The organism is Onishia niordana (genome assembly GCF_004798965.1).
In the GTDB taxonomy this organism is placed as follows: domain Bacteria; phylum Pseudomonadota; class Gammaproteobacteria; order Pseudomonadales; family Halomonadaceae; genus Onishia; species Onishia niordana.
Genome location: NZ_SDSD01000010.1, coordinates 1 through 16749, shown reverse-complemented (window position 1 = coordinate 16749; position 16749 = coordinate 1). Strand labels below are relative to the sequence as shown.

Here is a 16749-nt window from a genome sequence, read left to right as displayed (position 1 = left end):
TACCCTAGCCAAACCTGTCGTAAGCCAGAGCGTATTTTATTGTGAGTGATTTCCTGATTATCGGTGGTGGCGTCATCGGCATGATGACGGCGCTGCAATTGGCTGATGCCGGCCAGTCGGTAACCCTTGTAGAGCGCGGTGAGTGTGGCCGCGAGGCGTCCTGGGCGGGGGGCGGTATCGTCTCGCCGCTTTATCCTTGGCGCCATGCCGCGCCGGTGTCGCGCTTGTCGCGCTGGTCCGAGGGCTTCTATCCGGAGCTCAGCTTGCGGCTTCTGGAGGAGACCGGCATCGACCCGGAGTATCGCCAGAAGGGACTCCTGTACCTGCGGGTTGAAGATGAGGAGCAGGCACTTGGCTGGGCCCGGGAGGCGGGAAAGCCGCTCGAGAGGGTGGGGCCTGAGGTGATCTATGCCAAGGAGCCGGCAGCCGCCCCCGGCTGCGAGCAGGCGCTGTGGATGCCGACACTGGGCAGTATTCGCAACCCTCGCCTGGGCAGCGCGCTGCGGGCGAGACTGGCGGCGATGCCGACGGTCACGCTGCGTGAGCATGAAGCAGTCATCAGCCTTGAGCGTGACGCCAGTGGCGCGGTGGTCGGTGCTCGGACGCAAGAGGAGCTTGTGACGGCGCAGCGGGTGATCGTCTGCGGCGGTGCCTGGGCGGCTCAACTATTGGAGAGCGTCGAGGTGACGCTACCGGTGCGTCCGGTGAAGGGGCAGATGATTCTCTTCAAGGCGCCCCCCGGGCTTGTCCAGCGGGTAGTGCTGATGGACGGACGTTATGTGATTCCCCGCGGCGATGGTCGCGTGCTGGCGGGGTCGACCCTCGAAGAGGCGGGCTTCGACAAGGCCACTACCCAGGAGGCGCGCGAATCCTTGTGGCAGAGTGCCACCCAGATCGTGCCGGCACTGGTTGACTGTGAGGTAGAGCATCATTGGGCCGGGTTGCGCCCCGGCTCGCCGGAAGGCATTCCATTCACCGGTGCGGTGCCGGGCGTTGAAAACCTGTGGGTCAATGCCGGCCACTATCGCAACGGCTTGGTATTGGCACCGGCCTCTTCGCGCTTGTTGGTCGATGAGCTGTTGGGCCGCGAGCCTATCCTCGACCCGGCCCCGTACCGGTTGGAAGGCCGCCTTGGCGAATAGGAAGCGGGCGCGTGGTGGAAAGGAAAAGAGTTAAGGGGAGGGCTCCTGGGTGAAAAGAGCCCTCCCGTGATGATCGCCCTTCAACCGTCATAGCCCTTTATTCGGAGGGCTGCTGCTCGGCGAGGTACTTATCGCGGTGGGGCGTGCCGCAGAACCATTGGCCCTGCTCGCGTAGGGCCTCGTCTTCTGGCAAGTGCACCTGGCAATAGATGCAACGCACCATATGACCGCCATCCTGGCGCCCTTCAGTACGCTGCCATTCCTCGCGTTCGAGCTTCCAGTCGCGGTACATGCGGTAGAGCTTTAAGCCGGCCCAGAACACCACAGCGAAAATGATCAGGCGAATGATCAACAGGTTCATCCTTTTATGACTCCCAGGTTGGGCCGCGTGAGAAGGCTTCGTGTTTTGCTACTCGGGCGGCCATGCGGGACAATGCGGTTATCCGAGAGTTTCGAGAGATTTCCCCGACCATGCAAGACTTGACGCTGGTGATGGCCCAATTCGACCCTTTGGTCGGCGATATTCCCGGCAATGCCGAGCGCGCCATTGAAGCCGTGCGCGAAGCGCGCATCGAGCACGGCGCGGATATCGTGGTATTCCCCGAACTGTTTTTGACCGGCTATCCGCCGGAGGATCTGCTGCTGCGCCCTTCCATGGAGACGCGCCTGCGAGAAGCCCGCGCACACATGGCGGCCAAAGTCGCCGGTGATGTGCTGGTGATTATTGGTTACCCCGGACGCCGCGAGGGACACACCTATAACCTCGCAGGGCTGCTGTATAACGGCGTATGGCTCGATGAGTATGCCAAGCAAGCACTGCCCAACTATCTGGTGTTCGATGAGCAGCGCTACTTCAGCCCCGGCACAACGCCGCTGGTCATTGAGCATCAGGGGGCGAAGCTCGGCATCCTTATCTGCGAGGATGTCTGGAAGACCGAGCCGGTGCGCCAGGCATGCGAGGCGGGTGCAGAGATTCTGGTTACCATCAATTCCTCGCCCTACCATAAGGACAAGCCCGCTGAACGCCTTGAACTGCTGAGTGAGCGTGCCGCCGAGGCTCAGCGCCCGCTGGTGTATGTGAACCAGGTGGGCGGCCAGGATGAACTGGTGTTCGACGGCGGCTCGGCCTGCTTCGGTGCTGAGGGTCAGCTGAAGGTTCAGGCGCCCCACTGGGCGGTGGGGCTGATGCCGGTGCAGTTTCTGCGTGAGCAGACGCACTGGGTACCGCAGGAGGGTGAATGCGAGCCGCTGCCCGACCCCGAAGAAAATCTCTATTGCGCGCTGGTGACCGGTGTCCGTGATTACGTCAACAAGAGCGGATTCAAGGGCGTGGTAATCGGCCTGTCGGGTGGCATCGACTCGGCGCTGACGCTTGCCATCGCAGTGGATGCCCTTGGCCCAGAGCGAGTTCATGCGGTGATGATGCCGTATCACTACACGGCGGATATCTCCAAGGCCGATGCCGCCGAACAGGCCAAGCTGCTTGGCGTCAGCTATGAAGTGATGCCCATTGCGCCGATGGTCGAAAGCTTCATGGAGACACTGCAGGAGAGTTTCGCCGGCACCGAGCGCGATACCACCGAAGAGAACCTGCAGTCGCGCTGTCGTGGTGTGCTGCTGATGGCGATCTCCAACAAGAAAGGCCTGATGGTGCTGACCACCGGCAACAAGAGCGAGATGGCGGTCGGCTACGCCACGCTCTACGGCGACATGGTCGGCGGTTACAACGCCCTGAAAGACGTCTACAAGACCTGGGTCTACCGCCTGGCGCGTTGGCGCAACGCTCAGGAGCCGGCGATTCCTGAGCGGGTGATCGAGCGGCCGCCGTCAGCCGAGCTGGCGCCGGATCAGCAGGACAGCGACTCGCTGCCGGGTTACGACACCCTGGACGCTATCCTGGCGCGCTATATCGAGGGTGACATGAGTGCCGAGGCGATCATCGAGGCAGGTTATGCGCGCGATGACGTCTATCAGGTGGTCAAGCTGGTCGATCGTTGCGAATACAAGCGCCGTCAGGCGCCGGTGGGCGTGCGTGTCACGCCGCGTGGTTTCGGTCGTGACCGTCGCTATCCGATCGTCAATGGCTGGCAGCCGGGCGACTAGTGTTGATGGTCGTCCGGGCAACGCGTACTTGTGTTGTAGCGCTCGAAGCCGAGGCTCGTCGATAAAAACGCCCCGTCGGCTCTGCCGGCGGGGCGTTTTCGTGTCACGTTGACGAGCGTTTATGCCATCGTGTGTGAGCGCAAGTCAGGCGGGTGATGAAGGGTTAGCCACCCATGCGCAGCGTCTCTTTGACGTGTTCGCCACGGAAGGTACGACCGTCCAGACGCTCGTGGTCCGGCGCGTTCTCGATCAGGCTAGTGAGTACTTCACGAGCACGGTCGGTCATTCCCAAGCCCAGGTAGCCTTCGACCATCACCGCCAGCGCGTCGGCATTGGACGGTGCCTCAGGATAGTGAGAGATCACCCAGCGCCCGCGTTTGACGGCGGCCAGGTAGGCGCCCTTGCGCAGATAGAAGTCGGCGACCTGCAGCTCATGGCGGGCCAGCACGTTACGCAGATAAACCAGACGCTGCTCGGCGTCGGGGGCGTACTCGCTGTCCGGGTAGCGCTCGATGAGATCCCGGAAGTCACTGTAGGACTCGCGGGTCGCGCCCAGATCGCGCTTGGAAATGTCGATCAGCTTGAGGCCTTCGAGGCTGAACCGGCCGGCTTGATAGGCCGCCAGGCCACGCAGATAGTAGGCGTAGTCCACCTGGGGGTGGTCTGGCTGCAGGCGGATGAAGCGGCTGGCGGCAGCCCGTGCAGATTCATAGTTTTCGGCCTGATAGTAGGCGTAGATCAGCTCCAGCTGCGCTTGCTCGGCGTGCTCGCCAAAGGGGTAGCGAGCGTCGAGCGCCTCAAGGCGGCTGACAGCATTGGTGTAATTCTGAGCCTCCATCGCCGTCATCGCCTGCTGATAGAGCTCGGCTTCCGCGATCTCGTCGGGAACGGTATCGTTGCCGGCGCAACCGGCGAGCAGGGCGGCTGCCAGGGCATAGGCGCCCAGCCGTGTACCACGGGGGAAAACGCGCATCATGGTCCTCGTCTCAAACAACCCGAATGGCCGTGGTAGAATTACGCAGCGGCTCATCATAAAGCACTCACGATAAACCACTCAGGGCAGGTCGCAAAGCGCCAAGCCTTGGTGTCTGGTGAGTGCCACGTCAAAGGCACACAGCCCCCATGTCAGAAACCGTACAACGCGACGCCCGCATTCCCGAGGCCATGGCCGGCCAGCGCCTTGACCAGGTGGCGGCCGACGTCTTCTCAGACTTCTCCCGCGAGCGCCTGAAAGGCTGGATAAAATCGGGCGACCTGACCCTCGATGGCGCTCGTGCCAAGCCCAAGGACAAGGTCTACGGTGGCGAGCAGCTGGTGCTGACCGCCATTGTTGAAGATGAACTGCGCTTCGAGCCCCAGGACATCGATCTGGATATCGTCCATGAAGACGATGCCGTACTGGTGATCAACAAGCCTGCCGGCCTGGTCGTGCATCCGGCGGCTGGCAACCCTGATGGCACGCTGCTCAACGCAGTGCTGCATCACTGCCCGGATCTCGCCAGCGTCCCCAGGGCAGGCATCGTGCATCGCCTCGATAAAGACACCACCGGGCTGATGGTGGTCGCCAAGACCCTCGCCGCCCAGACGAATCTGGTCGAACAGCTTCAGGCGCGCAGTGTCTCGCGGGAGTATGATGCCATCGTTACTGGGGTCGTGACCTCCGGCGGGCGCATTGATGCGCCGATCGGGCGCCACCCCAAGGATCGCAAGCGTCAGTCGGTGACGGCATCCGGCAAGCCGGCGGTCACTCACTACCGGGTCACCGAGCGTTTTCGCAATCACACCCATGTGCGCTGCAAGCTCGAGACTGGGCGCACCCACCAGATCCGCGTGCACATGTCGCATCAGCGTTTCCCGCTGATTGGCGACAGCCTCTACGGCGGCCGCCTGAAGCTGCCGCCGGGAGCCGATGATGACCTCAAGGACCTGCTGCGCGGCTTCCCGCGACAGGCCTTGCATGCGCGTAAGCTGGCCTTCGTGCATCCGCAGAGCGGGCAGCGCCTCGAGTTTCGCGCCGCGTTGCCCGACGATATGCTGATGCTGCTCGATTACCTGCGCGACGACCATGCCACCATGCGATGAGGCCATGCCTTGCAGAGGAATCCGGTGATGACGGACCCCGCTGAGACACTATCCCCTTGCCCCACGCTGGTGCTGCCCGATTGGCCGGCTCCGAGTACGGTGCGGGCACTGGTGACCACCCGCGAGACAGGGCCGAGTGAGGGGCCCTTCGCGGCGTTCAATACGGCCGAGCATGTCGGTGATGACCCGGCCATGGTGGCGCGCTGTCGTGAGCTTTTGCAGGCCGAGGTGGGTAGCGACCGCCCGTTGCTCTGGCTCGACCAGGTACATGGTGCCAACGTGCAGCAGGTGTATGTGCCAGGGGCGCCGCAGGCGGATGCCGCGGTAGCCTTTGATGGCAGCCATGCCTGTGTGGTGCAGAGCGCCGACTGTCTGCCGGTGTTTTTCTGCGATCAGCGTGGCACTCGGGTCGGCATCGCGCATGCTGGCTGGCGCGGGCTTGCCGGCGGTGTGCTGGAGGCCACGGTGGCGGCGCTAGGCACCGAGCCCGGCGAGCTGATGGCCTGGCTGGGCCCGGCGATCTCCAATGCCCAGTTCGAGGTGGGGCCCGAGGTGCATGACGCCTTTGTGGCCGTGCAGCCAGAAGCCAAGAGTGTCTTCGAGCCAAGCCCTTATCGCCTCGGCCACTATATGGCCGATGTCTATCGCTTGGCGCGCCTGCGTCTCGAGCGGCTCGGCGTCGCTCATATCAGCGGCGGTCACTTCTGCACTGCCTGCGAACCCCGCTTCTATTCCCACCGCCGCGACGACGGCGTCACCGGCCGCATGGCCAGTGTGATCTGGCTGCGCTAAGTGTCTCTCTCGGCCCCGGGCATGGAAAAGCGAAGCGTCTTTTTCAGGGCCGGAAAGTGCATCCATGCGATTCCGGCATTTCCGCCATCCATGGCGGTCAGATGAAAAAGCCGAGCGTCCAGGGAAGGATTCACCGCGTCTTCGCGCTTCATGTCCCGGGGGCGTCCTGCCAATCATGATCTGCATCAAGTCGCCGCATCTTTCCTTTAGCAGACGCCTTGAAAGCGGGCCGCCATACCTCCATTGATACTGTCAAGAGAAGAAACAGGCTGGCGGCGTGTCCAACCATGCCGCCTCCCGATGGAGGATATCTATGCGATTCGACAAATTTACGGCCAAGTTGCAGAACGCCGTCTCCGATGCCCAGTCGCTAGCGGTGGGCCGCGGGCACAACCAACTTGAGCCCGGCCACCTGCTGCTGGCGCTGCTGGATGCCAGCGACACTGGCGTCAAGGCACTGGTGCAGAAGGCCGGCGGTGATGTGAATCGGCTGCGCGATGGTCTCTCGGGCCATCTCGATGACCTGCCCAAGGTCGCCAATTTCGATGGCGAGGTGCAGCCGTCACGTGACCTGATCAAGCTGTTCAACCTCACCGACCGCGAAGCTCAGAAACGCGGCGATCAGTACATCGCAAGCGAGCTGGTGCTGCTGGCCGCGCTGGAGATGGGCGGTGCGGTGACCAAGCGGCTGACTCAGGCCGGGGTGACCCGCAAGGCGCTGGAGACCGCCGTCGACGACGTACGGGGTGGCGAACGGGTCGATGACCCCAACGCCGAGGACCAGCGCGAAGCCCTGGAGAAGTACACCCTGGATCTCAATGAGCGGGCCGCCAGTGGCAAGATCGACCCGGTCATCGGCCGCGACGACGAAATTCGCCGCGCCATCCAGGTGCTGCAGCGCCGCACCAAGAATAACCCGGTGCTGATCGGTGAGCCCGGCGTCGGCAAGACGGCCATCGTCGAGGGGCTGGCCCAGCGCATCGTCGACGGTGAGGTGCCGGAAGGACTCAAGGATAAGCGCGTGCTGTCGCTGGATATGGGCGCGCTGCTTGCCGGTGCCAAGTTTCGCGGTGAATTCGAGGAGCGCCTCAAAGCAGTGCTCAAGGAGCTCGCCCAAGAAGAGGGCCGGGTGATCCTGTTCATCGACGAGCTGCACACCATGGTCGGCGCCGGCAAGGCCGAGGGCTCCATGGATGCCGGCAACATGCTCAAGCCGGCCCTGGCGCGCGGCGAGTTGCACTGTGTCGGTGCCACGACGCTCGATGAATACCGCAAGTACATCGAGAAGGATGCGGCCCTCGAGCGTCGCTTCCAGAAGGTGCAGGTGAACGAGCCCACCGAGGAGGACACCGTGGCGATCCTGCGTGGCCTCAAGGAGCGCTACGAGGTGCACCATGGGGTCGACATCACCGATGGCGCGATCATCGCCGCGGCTAAGTTGTCGACGCGCTATATCACCGATCGCCAGCTTCCTGACAAGGCCATCGACCTGATCGATGAGGCCTCCTCGCGTATCCGCATGGAGCTCGACTCGAAGCCCGAGGAGATGGATCGCCTCGATCGTCGGCTGATCCAGCTCAAGATGGAGCGCGAGCATCTCAAGAAGGAAACCGACGAGGCCTCCAAGAAGCGTCTCGAGGGCCTCGAGGGCCAGATCGATGAGCTTGAGCGCGAATATGCCGATCTCGATGAGATCTGGAAGGCCGAGAAGGCCAGTATCCAAGGCGCGGCCCAGTTCAAGGACGAGCTCGACCGTGCTCGCATCGATCTGGAACAGGCCCGTCGTCAAGGCGATCTGGCGCGTATGTCGGAGATCCAGTATGGGGTGATCCCCGACCTGGAGAAGAAGATCGCCGAGAGTGCCGAGGCCGAGACTGATACCTCGAAGCACACGCTGCTGCGCTCCAACGTCACCGAGGAAGAAATCGCCGAGGTCGTTTCGCGCTGGACCGGCATTCCGGTGTCCAAGATGCTCGAGGGCGAGCGTGACAAGCTGCTGCGCATGGAACAAGCGCTGCACGAGCGGGTGATCGGGCAGGACGAGGCGGTCACCGCGGTGGCCAACGCGGTGCGTCGCTCCCGGGCCGGACTCTCCGACCCCAACCGTCCCAATGGCTCCTTCCTGTTCCTCGGCCCGACCGGGGTGGGCAAGACTGAGCTGTGCAAGTCGTTGGCCAACTTCCTCTTCGATACCGAGGAAGCCATGGTGCGCATCGACATGTCCGAGTTCATGGAGAAGCACTCCGTGGCACGTCTGATCGGTGCGCCCCCGGGCTATGTCGGCTATGAAGAGGGCGGCTACTTGACCGAGGCGGTGCGTCGCAAGCCATATTCGGTGTTGCTGCTCGACGAGGTCGAAAAGGCCCATGCCGATGTCTTCAACATCCTGCTGCAGGTGCTGGAGGATGGACGCCTCACCGACGGACAGGGACGTACCGTGGACTTCCGCAACACCGTGATCGTGATGACCTCCAACATGGGCTCGGACATCATCCAGCGCATGGGCGGCGAGAACAGCGGTGATGGCGAGAAAGACTATGAGCAGATGAAAGAGATGGTGATGGCGGTGGTCGGCGACCACTTCCGTCCCGAGCTGATCAACCGTATCGACGAAGTGGTGGTCTTCCACGCGCTCGGTCAGGAGCAGATTCAGGCCATTGCCAGCATCCAGCTTGAGCGCCTGCGTTCTCGTCTCGCCGAGCGAGACCTGTCGCTTGACGTTAGCGAGGAAGCGCTTGCACAGCTTGCGGTGGTGGGCTTCGATCCGGTGTTTGGTGCCAGGCCGCTCAAGCGGGCGATCCAGAGCCGGATCGAAAACCCGCTGGCTCAGGACCTGCTCGCCGGCAAGTTTGCCCCGGGCGAAACCATCAAGGTGGCAAGCGAAGACGGAAAGCTGACGTTCAGTAAGCAATAACATCAACGCTTGTCCGACACGTATTAGCTCGTGTGCATAAGAAAGGCCCGCCTCCCAGGAGGCGGGCCTTTTGTCGTTCAGCGTGCGTGTCGCAGCCCTCGATGGTCAGGCGAGGGCGCGAGTCGCGCTCAGCGGTTGCCGGCGGTGGCGGATTGCGTCTTGGGCGTCGGTTCGCGAACCAGGCGCTCCTGCAGGGCCTCCAGCGACACGCCCTTGGTTTCTGGCATCAGGAACTTCACGAACAGCACCTGCAGCGCCATCATCACCGCGAAGAAGGCGAACACCGGGCCGCCATTGAAGGTGCCTAGCACCCAGGGCATCACCAGGGTGATCAGGGCCGCGCAGATCCAGTGTACCGAGCTGCCGAAGGATTGGCCGCGGGCGCGCACATGGTTGGGGAAGACCTCGGCGATGAACACCCAGATGATCGCCCCCTGGCTGATCGCATGGGCCGCGATGAACAGCCCGAGCAGCAGCGGCACCTCGAGGCCGCCGAGGTTGCCAAGGTAGAAGGCCCGAGAGATCAGTACCAGCGAGACCAGGTAGCCCACCGAGCCGATATACAGCAGGGTGCGACGGCCCAGGCGGTCGATCAGCGCCATGCCGACCATGGTGAAGGTCAGATTGACCAGACCAATGCCGGCCGAGGAGAGCAGGGCGACGCTGCTGCCAAGCTCGGCGGCTTCAAGCACCCGCGGCGCATAGTAGATGATGAAGTTGATACCCGAGAGTTGGTTGAAGAAGGCGATCAGGAAGGCCAGCAGGATCGGTAGCCGGTAGCGGCCGGAGAAGAAGGGGGCGTGCGCCTTCTGCTCACTGCTCTCCGCGGCGCGGATCGCGGCGATCTCGCGATCGACGTCGGCGGTCGGGTCGATCTTTCTCAGCACCTCGCTGGCACCCTCAACGTCATTGCGCTTGAGGATCAGCCAGCGCGGGCTCTTCGGCACTCGGCAGATCATCAGGGTATACAGCAGTGCCGGCACGGCTTCGATGCCCAGCATCCAGCGCCACGCCCCCTCGCCGAGCATCGAACCCATTACGTAGTTGGACACGAAGGCCATCAGGATGCCGAACACGATGTTGAACTGGTACAGGCCGACCAGGGCGCCGCGATGCTTGGCCGGTGCGATCTCGGAGATGTAGGTGGGCGCTGCCACCGAGGAGATGCCCACGCCGATGCCGCCAATCAGTCGGAAGAAGGAGAACCAGAAAGGATCGGTGGCCAGCGCCGAGCCGAGCGCAGAGCCTAGATAGAGGATGCCGATCAGCACCAAGGTGGCTCGGCGGCCCAGCTTGTCGGTCGGCCAGTTGCCGCCGATGGCGCCGATCACGGTACCCCACAGCGCCATCGACATGATCAGCAGGCCATGCTGCAGGTCGCTCAGCCCCCAGAGGGCCTGGATGGGCTTGTCGGCGCCGGAGATGACGGCGGTATCGAAGCCGAACAGGAAGCCAGCGAGGGCTACTGTGATCGACCACTGTATGATGCGAGACATGGGAGACTCCTGGCAGAGTCGCCTTTCGTCGTCGTTTCTCGTGCGCCTGGGGTCAGGGATGCTCGGCCCGAGAATCATAAGTGAATCGATTCACTTGATGGCCCGAAAAACGCGGCGAAAGACGCGGCTTAGGTTTATCGATATTTGATGAATCGTGTCAGCAGGTCGTCATTACAGCAGCTGGCCGGAATTTCCACCACTCAACGGCATTAGACATTGGTTCAATGGTCGGGCGTCGGTACCATAATGGTCCGCACCCACGAGGCTCCACCGGGTCCGCCATCGCCGGTTGAGGCCGTTTGTCAGCGTCGAGTTAGCGCATGAGGCCTTTTCACGGTTGACACTACCGGGGGGCTATTGGAGTCTTGACGGTTCCTGATTGCGGGCGCGGACGAATCCGGGCGATCCCCGACCGCCGCGCGAAGGGTAGGTCGCAGGACCTCTACCCGCCGAAGGACTTTCCGGGCACGGCTACCCGCCTTGCTCGGCCAACGCCCCGACACGGTGAACCGCCGTGATGTGAGTGCTGGCCCTATCCGGGCCGAATGACGCCAGGGTTTGGCATCAGGTGCCGGCATCGACCGGCCGCGGCATACCGCCGCACTCGACTTGCGTGACCCAAAGGGCACGGCAAGGCACTCGAGACCTCCAGGGGAGAAACACAGTGGAACTGCTTTCCGGCGCCGACATGATCGCCCGCTTCCTTCAGGACGAGGGCGTCGAATATATCTATGGCTATCCCGGCGGAGCGGCGTTGCATATCTATGACGCCCTATTTCGTCAGGACAAGGTCAAACACATTCTGGTACGCCACGAGCAGGCCGCGACGCATGCCGCCGACGGCTATGCCCGAGCGTCCGGCAAGCCCGGTACCGTGCTGGTGACCTCGGGTCCCGGCGCGACCAATGCCGTGACCGGCATCGCTACCGCCTACATGGACTCGATTCCATTGGTGGTGATCTGCGGACAGGTGATGAGCCACCTGATCGGCGACGATGCCTTCCAGGAAACCGACATCATCGGTGTGACGCGTCCGGTGGTTAAGCACAGCTTCTCGATCCGGCATCCTTCGGAGATTCCCGAGGTGCTGAAGAAGGCCTATTACCTTGCCGCGACCGGCCGTCCCGGTCCGGTGGTGGTAGACGTACCCAAGGACATGACCGCTCCCACCGAGCGTTACGAGTACGTCTACCCGAAGAAGGTCAAGCTGCGCTCTTACAACCCGGTCAGTCGCGGCCATACCGGGCAGATCAAGAAGGCCGTGGACTTGATGCTCAAGGCCAAGCGCCCGGTGTTCTATACCGGCGGCGGCGTGGTCACCGGCAATGCAAGCGAAGGACTGACCAATCTGGTCAAGCACCTGGGCTTCCCGATCACGACCACGCTGATGGGTATTGGCGCCTATCCGCAGAGTGATCGCCAATGTCTCGGTTGGCTGGGCATGCACGGCTCTTATGAGTCGAACATGGCCATGCACCATGCCGATCTGGTGATCGCCATCGGCGCGCGCTTCGATGACCGGGTGACCAACAACACCTCCAAGTTCTGCCCCACGGCCAAGATCGTCCACGTCGACATCGATCCAAGCTCGGTGTCCAAGACCGTGCGTGCCGACGTGCCCATCGTCGGGCCGGCGGCGAGCGTCATCAGCGAGATGATCAGCCTGGTGCAGGGCAAGGAAATCAGCCAGCCCGAGGCTCTGACCGAATGGTGGCAGAAGATCGATGGCTGGCGCGACGAGCGGGCGGGCAAACTCTATGAGCTTTCTCAGGAGGGCGAGCCGCTCAAGCCGCAGGAAGTGATCGAAGCCGTTTGCCGGGTCACCCGTGGCGAAGCCTTCGTGACCACCGATGTCGGCCAGCATCAGATGTTCGCCGCCCAGTACTACAAGTTCGACAAGCCCAATCGCTTCATTACCTCGGGCGGACTCGGCACCATGGGCTTCGGTTTTCCGGCGGCCATGGGGATCAAGAAGAGCTACCCGGATGATGATGTGGTCTGCATCACCGGTGAGGGCAGCTTCCAGATGATGATGCAGGAGCTTTCCACCTGTAAGCAGTACGGGGTGGGGGTGAAGATCATCAACCTGAACAACGGCTCGCTGGGCATGGTGCGCCAGTGGCAGGACCTGAACTACAAGTCCCGTCACGCCCAGTCCTACATGGAGTCGTTGCCGGACTTTCAGATGCTGATCGAGTCGTATGGCTTTACCGCCCTCAAGGTAGAGCGTCACGAGGATCTCGAACCCGCGCTCGAGCGGGCCTTCGCCGACAAGAACGAGCTGGTGTTCCTCGACGTTTACGTCGACCCACGCGAGCACGTTTATCCGATGCAGGTGCCCTTGGGCTCCATGCGTGACATGCTGCTTTCGAAGACGGAGCGGACCTGATGCGCCATATCATCTCTATCCTGATGGAAAACGAACCCGGCGCCTTGTCTCGTGTGGTGGGGCTGTTTTCGCAGCGTAACTACAACATCGAGTCGCTCAACGTCGCGCCGACCGAAGATCCGACACTGTCGCGCCTGACCGTGACCACGGTGGGTGATGACCGGGTGATCGAGCAGATCACCAAGCACCTCAACAAGCTGATCGATGTGGTCAAGCTGGTCGATCTGACCGAAGGCCAACACATCGAGCGCGAGCTGATGATGGTCAAGGTCAAGGCACTGGGCGCTGCTCGTGATGAGGTCAAGCGCACCGCCGACATCTTCCGTGCTCAGGTGGTCGACGTGACGCCGAACCTCTACACGGTTCAGATCACCGGCGATGCCGGCAAGCTGGATGCCTTTCTCCAGGCCATGGCCCCGGTGGGTATTCTCGAAGTGGCACGCACCGGTGTTTCGGGGATCGCCCGTGGCGACAAGGTGTTGAGCCTCTGAGGGCTTGTCTCGATCACAAGGCTCAGGCCTGCCATGAAAGCCGCTCTTCGGAGCGGCTTTTTTGTGTCTGGTCGAAGAAGGGGGTTAGCGAGGGCAGAGGGATGCTCTTGTCATTGGTGCGACGAGACTTCGGCCCACAGGGCGCGAATCAGTGGGCTCTTCAGTCGACGCTGGGCCACGCACAGGCCCACATCGTAGTGAGGGAGTTCTGGCTTGACGGCCAGGGACTGTACCCGGGCGGCGAGGGGGCTATTGTCGACGACGATCTTTGGCACCACGCCGATGCCGAAACCGAGTCCGACCATGCTGACGATGGCCTCGTGCCCGGCAACCTGGGCATAGATGCGTGGCGCGATGCCCAGCGCCTTGAACCAGGTGTCGCTGTACTCCCGGGACAGGCCTGATTCGGAGAGGATCATCGGTACCTCGGCCCACTGCTCGGCGGTGGGGATCTCCGGGTGGGCAGGCATCCAGTCGGCGCCATCCCGAGGCGCGATGAACACCAGTGGAGAAGTGGTCATCGGCTTGAAAGCCAGTGCATCGTGAAGGCGTCGCGGTCGTGGCGTGATCGCCATGTCTTCATCGCCGGCCAAGACCCGTGCGATGGAGTGGGCCGGGTCACCCGTATGCAGCTTGAGTTCGATGCGGGGATGGCGGATACGAAAGTTGCTAAGTAGCTCGTAAAGAAAACTGTAACTTGCCGTCACCGAGCAGAAGATGCTGATCTCGCCTGAGAGCGTTGCCGTGTCTTCCATCAGGGAGTGACGCACCAGCTCCCATTGTTCCAGCGCATCTCTGGCGTAGTCCTGAAAGGTCAGGCCTTGGTGGGTCAGAGCCACATGCCGGTTATCGCGCTCGAAGAGCGTTACGCCCAGGCTCTCCTCGAGTGAGCGGATCGAGCGCGAGAGTGTCGAGGGGCTGACGTGGCAGGCATCGCTGGCGCGGCCAAAATGCAGCGTGTCGGCCAGGCTCAGGAAGTGGCGTAGGTCGCGCATGTCCATGGGCGTTGTTGCACTTTTCGGGATGTGATGTTGCAAATATAGCGTTTTACGCAACGCGGTGTCTGTCGTATCGTCTCTCCATCGGCACCAATACCACAAGCGCTGCGATAGACGGCGTGGGTCGCCATCAACGCTGACACTTTTCTCATCCGCTATCAGGAATTTTATTATGCGCGTTTATTACGACAAGGACTGCGATCTCTCCCTCATTCAGGGCAAGAAGGTCACCATCGTGGGTTACGGCTCACAGGGCCATGCCCATGCCAACAACCTGAAGGAATCCGGCGTCGACGTGACTGTCGCCCTGCGCCCGGAATCCTCCTCTGCCGCCAAGGCGGAAGCCGCCGGCCTCAAGGTGGCCTCTGTCGCCGAGGCGAGCAAGACCGCCGACGTGGTCATGCTGCTGGCACCTGATGAGAACCAGAAGGCCATCTACGAGCAGGAAGTGGCACCGAACCTGAAGCAAGGTGCAACGCTCGCCTTCGCCCATGGCTTCAACATCCACTACAACCAGATCGAGCCGCGCAAGGATCTGGACGTGATCATGATCGCCCCCAAGGCGCCGGGTCACACTGTGCGTTCCGAGTTCGTCAAGGGTGGCGGCATTCCCGACCTGATCGCGATTCAGCAGGACGCGACCGGTAACGCCAAGGCGCTGGCGCTCTCTTATGCGGCAGGTGTGGGCGGTGGTCGTACAGGTATCATCGAAACCACCTTCCGTGCCGAGACCGAAACGGACCTGTTCGGCGAGCAAGCCGTGCTGTGTGGTGGTGCTGTCGAGCTGGTCAAGGCTGGTTTCGAGACCCTGACCGAAGCAGGCTACGAGCCGGAAATGGCCTACTTCGAGTGCCTGCACGAGCTCAAACTGATTGTCGACCTGATGTATGAAGGTGGCATCGCCAACATGAACTACTCGATCTCCAACAACGCGGAGTTTGGCGAGTACTTCACTGGCAAGGAAATCATCAACGATCAGTCTCGTGAAGCGATGCGCAACGCGCTTAAGCGTATTCAGAACGGCGACTATGCCAAGAGCTTCATCACCGAGAGCCAGACCAACTATCCGTCAATGACCGCGCGTCGTCGTCTTAACGCCGAACACCCGATCGAACAGGTCGGCGAGAAGCTGCGTTCCATGATGCCCTGGATCGCTGCTAACCAGTTGGTCGACAAGTCCAAGAACTGATCGAACCATTCCGGTTGTAACGACAGCGAGGGCGCGGATTTCCGCGCCCTCGCTGTTTGCGTTGGGGGAGCCTGACTATCGTTGAGGTAGCTAGCATGTAGAATGGTTCCCGTGTCGCTGACACATATCCCAGCAACGGAAGACCTCTATGAGTCAGGATTCGCAAAAGACCGAGTACGAGCACGAGCGCCCCGAGCATGACGAAGACGTCACCGCGACGTTTTTGCGCGAGACGGAAGTCGTCGAAGAGGCGGTCGAGGATGGCAAGAAGATCCGGCGGCGTGGCATATACTTGCTGCCGAACCTGTTCACCACCTCCGCGCTGTTTTCGGGATTCTTCGCGGTGGTCGCCGGTATCAATGGTGATTTCTCGGCGGCGTCCATTGCCATCTTCATCGCCATGGTGCTCGACGGCCTGGACGGCCGCGTCGCGCGCATGACCAACACGCAGAGTGCCTTCGGTGCCGAGTACGATAGCCTCGCCGACATGATTTCCTTCGGCATGGCGCCTGCCCTGGTCGCCTTCACCTGGATTCTTCAGGACATCGGCAAGATCGGTTGGGTGGTGGCCTTCCTGTATGTGGCCTGTGCCGCTCTTCGGCTGGCGCGCTTCAATGTCCAGATCGGCTCCACTGACAAGAAGTGGTTCATCGGCCTGCCCAGTCCCTCTGCGGCCGCTTTGGTTGCCGCCAGTGTCTGGACGTTCCACAGCTTCGATGCCAATGCCTTCTTCTTCAAGCTGCTCATGCTGGCGGTGGTTGCCGCGGCAGGGGTGCTGATGGTCAGTAATATTCGCTACTACAGCTTCAAGGATGTCGACCTCAAGGGGCCGGTGCCTTTTGTGGTGCTCCTCGCTATCGTGCTGGGTTTCGTGGTGATCTCGGTGGAGCCGGCGGTTATGCTGCTGTTGCTCTTCGCCGTCTATGTCGCGTCCGGCCCGGTGCTGGCGGCGCTGCGCAAGGTGAAGAAACAACCGGCGAGCTGATGCTTTTCGCCTGCAAGTGCTGACAGCTAGTGGCTGAAAGCTAGCGTCTCTGACAACGCCCGCCCTTGTGCGGGCGTTATCGTGTGCGGCGCCTGGTTATCCACACCCTCTCGCCGCTGTTATCTATCCACAGCCTCTATTCACCTTTTTGAAAGAAAGGGGTTGTGT

The 16749-nt window shown here is 62.0% G+C and carries 14 protein-coding genes; 9 read left to right on the top strand and 5 right to left on the bottom strand.

Annotated elements, in window-relative coordinates; all coding sequences use genetic code 11:
* Nucleotides 1–41 precede the first annotated feature (41 nt).
* The gene (thiO, locus tag ETC27_RS15375; protein ID WP_136255859.1) at nucleotides 42–1142 is read left to right on the top strand and encodes a glycine oxidase ThiO; all 1101 of its coding nucleotides are present in this window, start codon (nucleotides 42–44) and stop codon (nucleotides 1140–1142) included.
* Between the two features lie 97 nt (nucleotides 1143–1239).
* Here thiO and ETC27_RS15370 read toward each other — a convergent pair whose 3' ends face one another.
* A complete protein-coding gene (locus ETC27_RS15370) occupies nucleotides 1240–1503 on the bottom strand; it encodes a PP0621 family protein (RefSeq protein WP_136255858.1) in 264 nt (87 codons plus the stop codon).
* 110 nt (nucleotides 1504–1613) lie between these two features.
* Between ETC27_RS15370 and ETC27_RS15365 the strand changes: the two genes are divergently transcribed.
* Nucleotides 1614–3245 carry an NAD+ synthase gene (locus tag ETC27_RS15365; protein WP_136255857.1) on the top strand — a complete coding sequence of 544 codons (1632 nt, stop codon included), beginning with the start codon at nucleotides 1614–1616 and terminating at the stop codon, nucleotides 3243–3245.
* 163 nt (nucleotides 3246–3408) lie between these two features.
* On the opposite strand, the gene ETC27_RS15360 is transcribed toward ETC27_RS15365, so the two are convergent.
* Nucleotides 3409–4218, bottom strand: a complete 810-nt coding sequence (locus ETC27_RS15360; protein WP_136255950.1) for an outer membrane protein assembly factor BamD — start codon at nucleotides 4216–4218, stop codon at nucleotides 3409–3411.
* A gap of 149 nt (nucleotides 4219–4367) precedes the next feature.
* Between ETC27_RS15360 and rluD the strand changes: the two genes are divergently transcribed.
* Together rluD and pgeF are read left to right on the top strand one after the other, a co-directional pair.
* Entirely contained in the window at nucleotides 4368–5327 is a 960-nt protein-coding gene (gene rluD / locus ETC27_RS15355) for a 23S rRNA pseudouridine(1911/1915/1917) synthase RluD (RefSeq protein ID WP_136255856.1), read from the top strand.
* Between the two features lie 27 nt (nucleotides 5328–5354).
* Entirely contained in the window at nucleotides 5355–6119 is a 765-nt protein-coding gene (gene pgeF, locus ETC27_RS15350) for a peptidoglycan editing factor PgeF (protein ID WP_136255855.1), read from the top strand.
* On the opposite strand, the gene ETC27_RS17345 is transcribed toward pgeF, so the two are convergent.
* The gene (locus ETC27_RS17345; RefSeq protein WP_168709079.1) at nucleotides 6116–6271 is read right to left on the bottom strand and encodes a hypothetical protein; all 156 of its coding nucleotides are present in this window, start codon (nucleotides 6269–6271) and stop codon (nucleotides 6116–6118) included. The two genes, pgeF and ETC27_RS17345, sit on opposite strands and share 4 nt — an antisense overlap.
* Before the next feature lie 161 nt (nucleotides 6272–6432).
* Between ETC27_RS17345 and clpB the strand changes: the two genes are divergently transcribed.
* Nucleotides 6433–9033, top strand: coding sequence for an ATP-dependent chaperone ClpB (clpB, locus tag ETC27_RS15345; RefSeq protein WP_136255854.1), 2601 nt, complete (start codon nucleotides 6433–6435; stop codon nucleotides 9031–9033).
* A gap of 128 nt (nucleotides 9034–9161) precedes the next feature.
* Here the strand turns inward: clpB and ETC27_RS15340 are convergent, their stop codons facing one another.
* Nucleotides 9162–10529, bottom strand: coding sequence for a sugar porter family MFS transporter (locus ETC27_RS15340; RefSeq protein WP_136255853.1), 1368 nt, complete (start codon nucleotides 10527–10529; stop codon nucleotides 9162–9164).
* A 664-nt stretch (nucleotides 10530–11193) separates the two neighbouring features.
* On the opposite strand from ETC27_RS15340, the gene ETC27_RS15335 reads away from it, so the two are divergent.
* Both ETC27_RS15335 and ilvN read left to right on the top strand, forming a co-directional pair.
* Nucleotides 11194–12918: an acetolactate synthase 3 large subunit gene (locus tag ETC27_RS15335; RefSeq protein ID WP_136255852.1), complete on the top strand. Its 1725-nt coding sequence runs from the start codon at nucleotides 11194–11196 to the stop codon at nucleotides 12916–12918.
* Nucleotides 12918–13409 (top strand): acetolactate synthase small subunit, encoded by a 492-nt coding sequence (gene ilvN, locus ETC27_RS15330; RefSeq protein ID WP_136255851.1) that lies wholly within the window; start codon nucleotides 12918–12920, stop codon nucleotides 13407–13409. The genes ETC27_RS15335 and ilvN overlap by 1 nt, the downstream gene beginning before the upstream one ends.
* Before the next feature lie 110 nt (nucleotides 13410–13519).
* On the opposite strand, the gene ilvY is transcribed toward ilvN, so the two are convergent.
* Nucleotides 13520–14410 carry an HTH-type transcriptional activator IlvY gene (gene ilvY / locus ETC27_RS15325; protein WP_136255850.1) on the bottom strand — a complete coding sequence of 297 codons (891 nt, stop codon included), beginning with the start codon at nucleotides 14408–14410 and terminating at the stop codon, nucleotides 13520–13522.
* 169 nt (nucleotides 14411–14579) lie between these two features.
* Between ilvY and ilvC the strand changes: the two genes are divergently transcribed.
* A complete protein-coding gene (gene ilvC, locus ETC27_RS15320; protein ID WP_136255849.1) occupies nucleotides 14580–15596 on the top strand; it encodes a ketol-acid reductoisomerase in 1017 nt (338 codons plus the stop codon).
* Nucleotides 15597–15744: 148 nt separating this feature from the next.
* Nucleotides 15745–16581, top strand: coding sequence for a CDP-diacylglycerol--serine O-phosphatidyltransferase (pssA, locus tag ETC27_RS15315; protein WP_136255848.1), 837 nt, complete (start codon nucleotides 15745–15747; stop codon nucleotides 16579–16581).
* Nucleotides 16582–16749 lie beyond the last annotated feature (168 nt).

What these genes read in the sequence shown, in the direction of transcription:
- ETC27_RS15340 (WP_136255853.1), bottom strand. Translation starts at nt 10,529, where the DNA reads ATGTCTCGCATCATACAGTGGTCGATCACAGTAGCCCTCGCTGGCTTC.
- rluD (WP_136255856.1), top strand. Translation starts at nt 4,368, where the DNA reads ATGTCAGAAACCGTACAACGCGACGCCCGCATTCCCGAGGCCATGGCC.
- ETC27_RS15360 (WP_136255950.1), bottom strand. Translation starts at nt 4,218, where the DNA reads ATGCGCGTTTTCCCCCGTGGTACACGGCTGGGCGCCTATGCCCTGGCA.
- ilvY (WP_136255850.1), bottom strand. Translation starts at nt 14,410, where the DNA reads ATGGACATGCGCGACCTACGCCACTTCCTGAGCCTGGCCGACACGCTG.
- ilvC (WP_136255849.1), top strand. Translation starts at nt 14,580, where the DNA reads ATGCGCGTTTATTACGACAAGGACTGCGATCTCTCCCTCATTCAGGGC.
- ilvN (WP_136255851.1), top strand. Translation starts at nt 12,918, where the DNA reads ATGCGCCATATCATCTCTATCCTGATGGAAAACGAACCCGGCGCCTTG.
- clpB (WP_136255854.1), top strand. Translation starts at nt 6,433, where the DNA reads ATGCGATTCGACAAATTTACGGCCAAGTTGCAGAACGCCGTCTCCGAT.
- ETC27_RS15370 (WP_136255858.1), bottom strand. Translation starts at nt 1,503, where the DNA reads ATGAACCTGTTGATCATTCGCCTGATCATTTTCGCTGTGGTGTTCTGG.
- ETC27_RS15365 (WP_136255857.1), top strand. Translation starts at nt 1,614, where the DNA reads ATGCAAGACTTGACGCTGGTGATGGCCCAATTCGACCCTTTGGTCGGC.
- pgeF (WP_136255855.1), top strand. Translation starts at nt 5,355, where the DNA reads ATGACGGACCCCGCTGAGACACTATCCCCTTGCCCCACGCTGGTGCTG.
- pssA (WP_136255848.1), top strand. Translation starts at nt 15,745, where the DNA reads ATGAGTCAGGATTCGCAAAAGACCGAGTACGAGCACGAGCGCCCCGAG.
- ETC27_RS17345 (WP_168709079.1), bottom strand. Translation starts at nt 6,271, where the DNA reads ATGAAGCGCGAAGACGCGGTGAATCCTTCCCTGGACGCTCGGCTTTTT.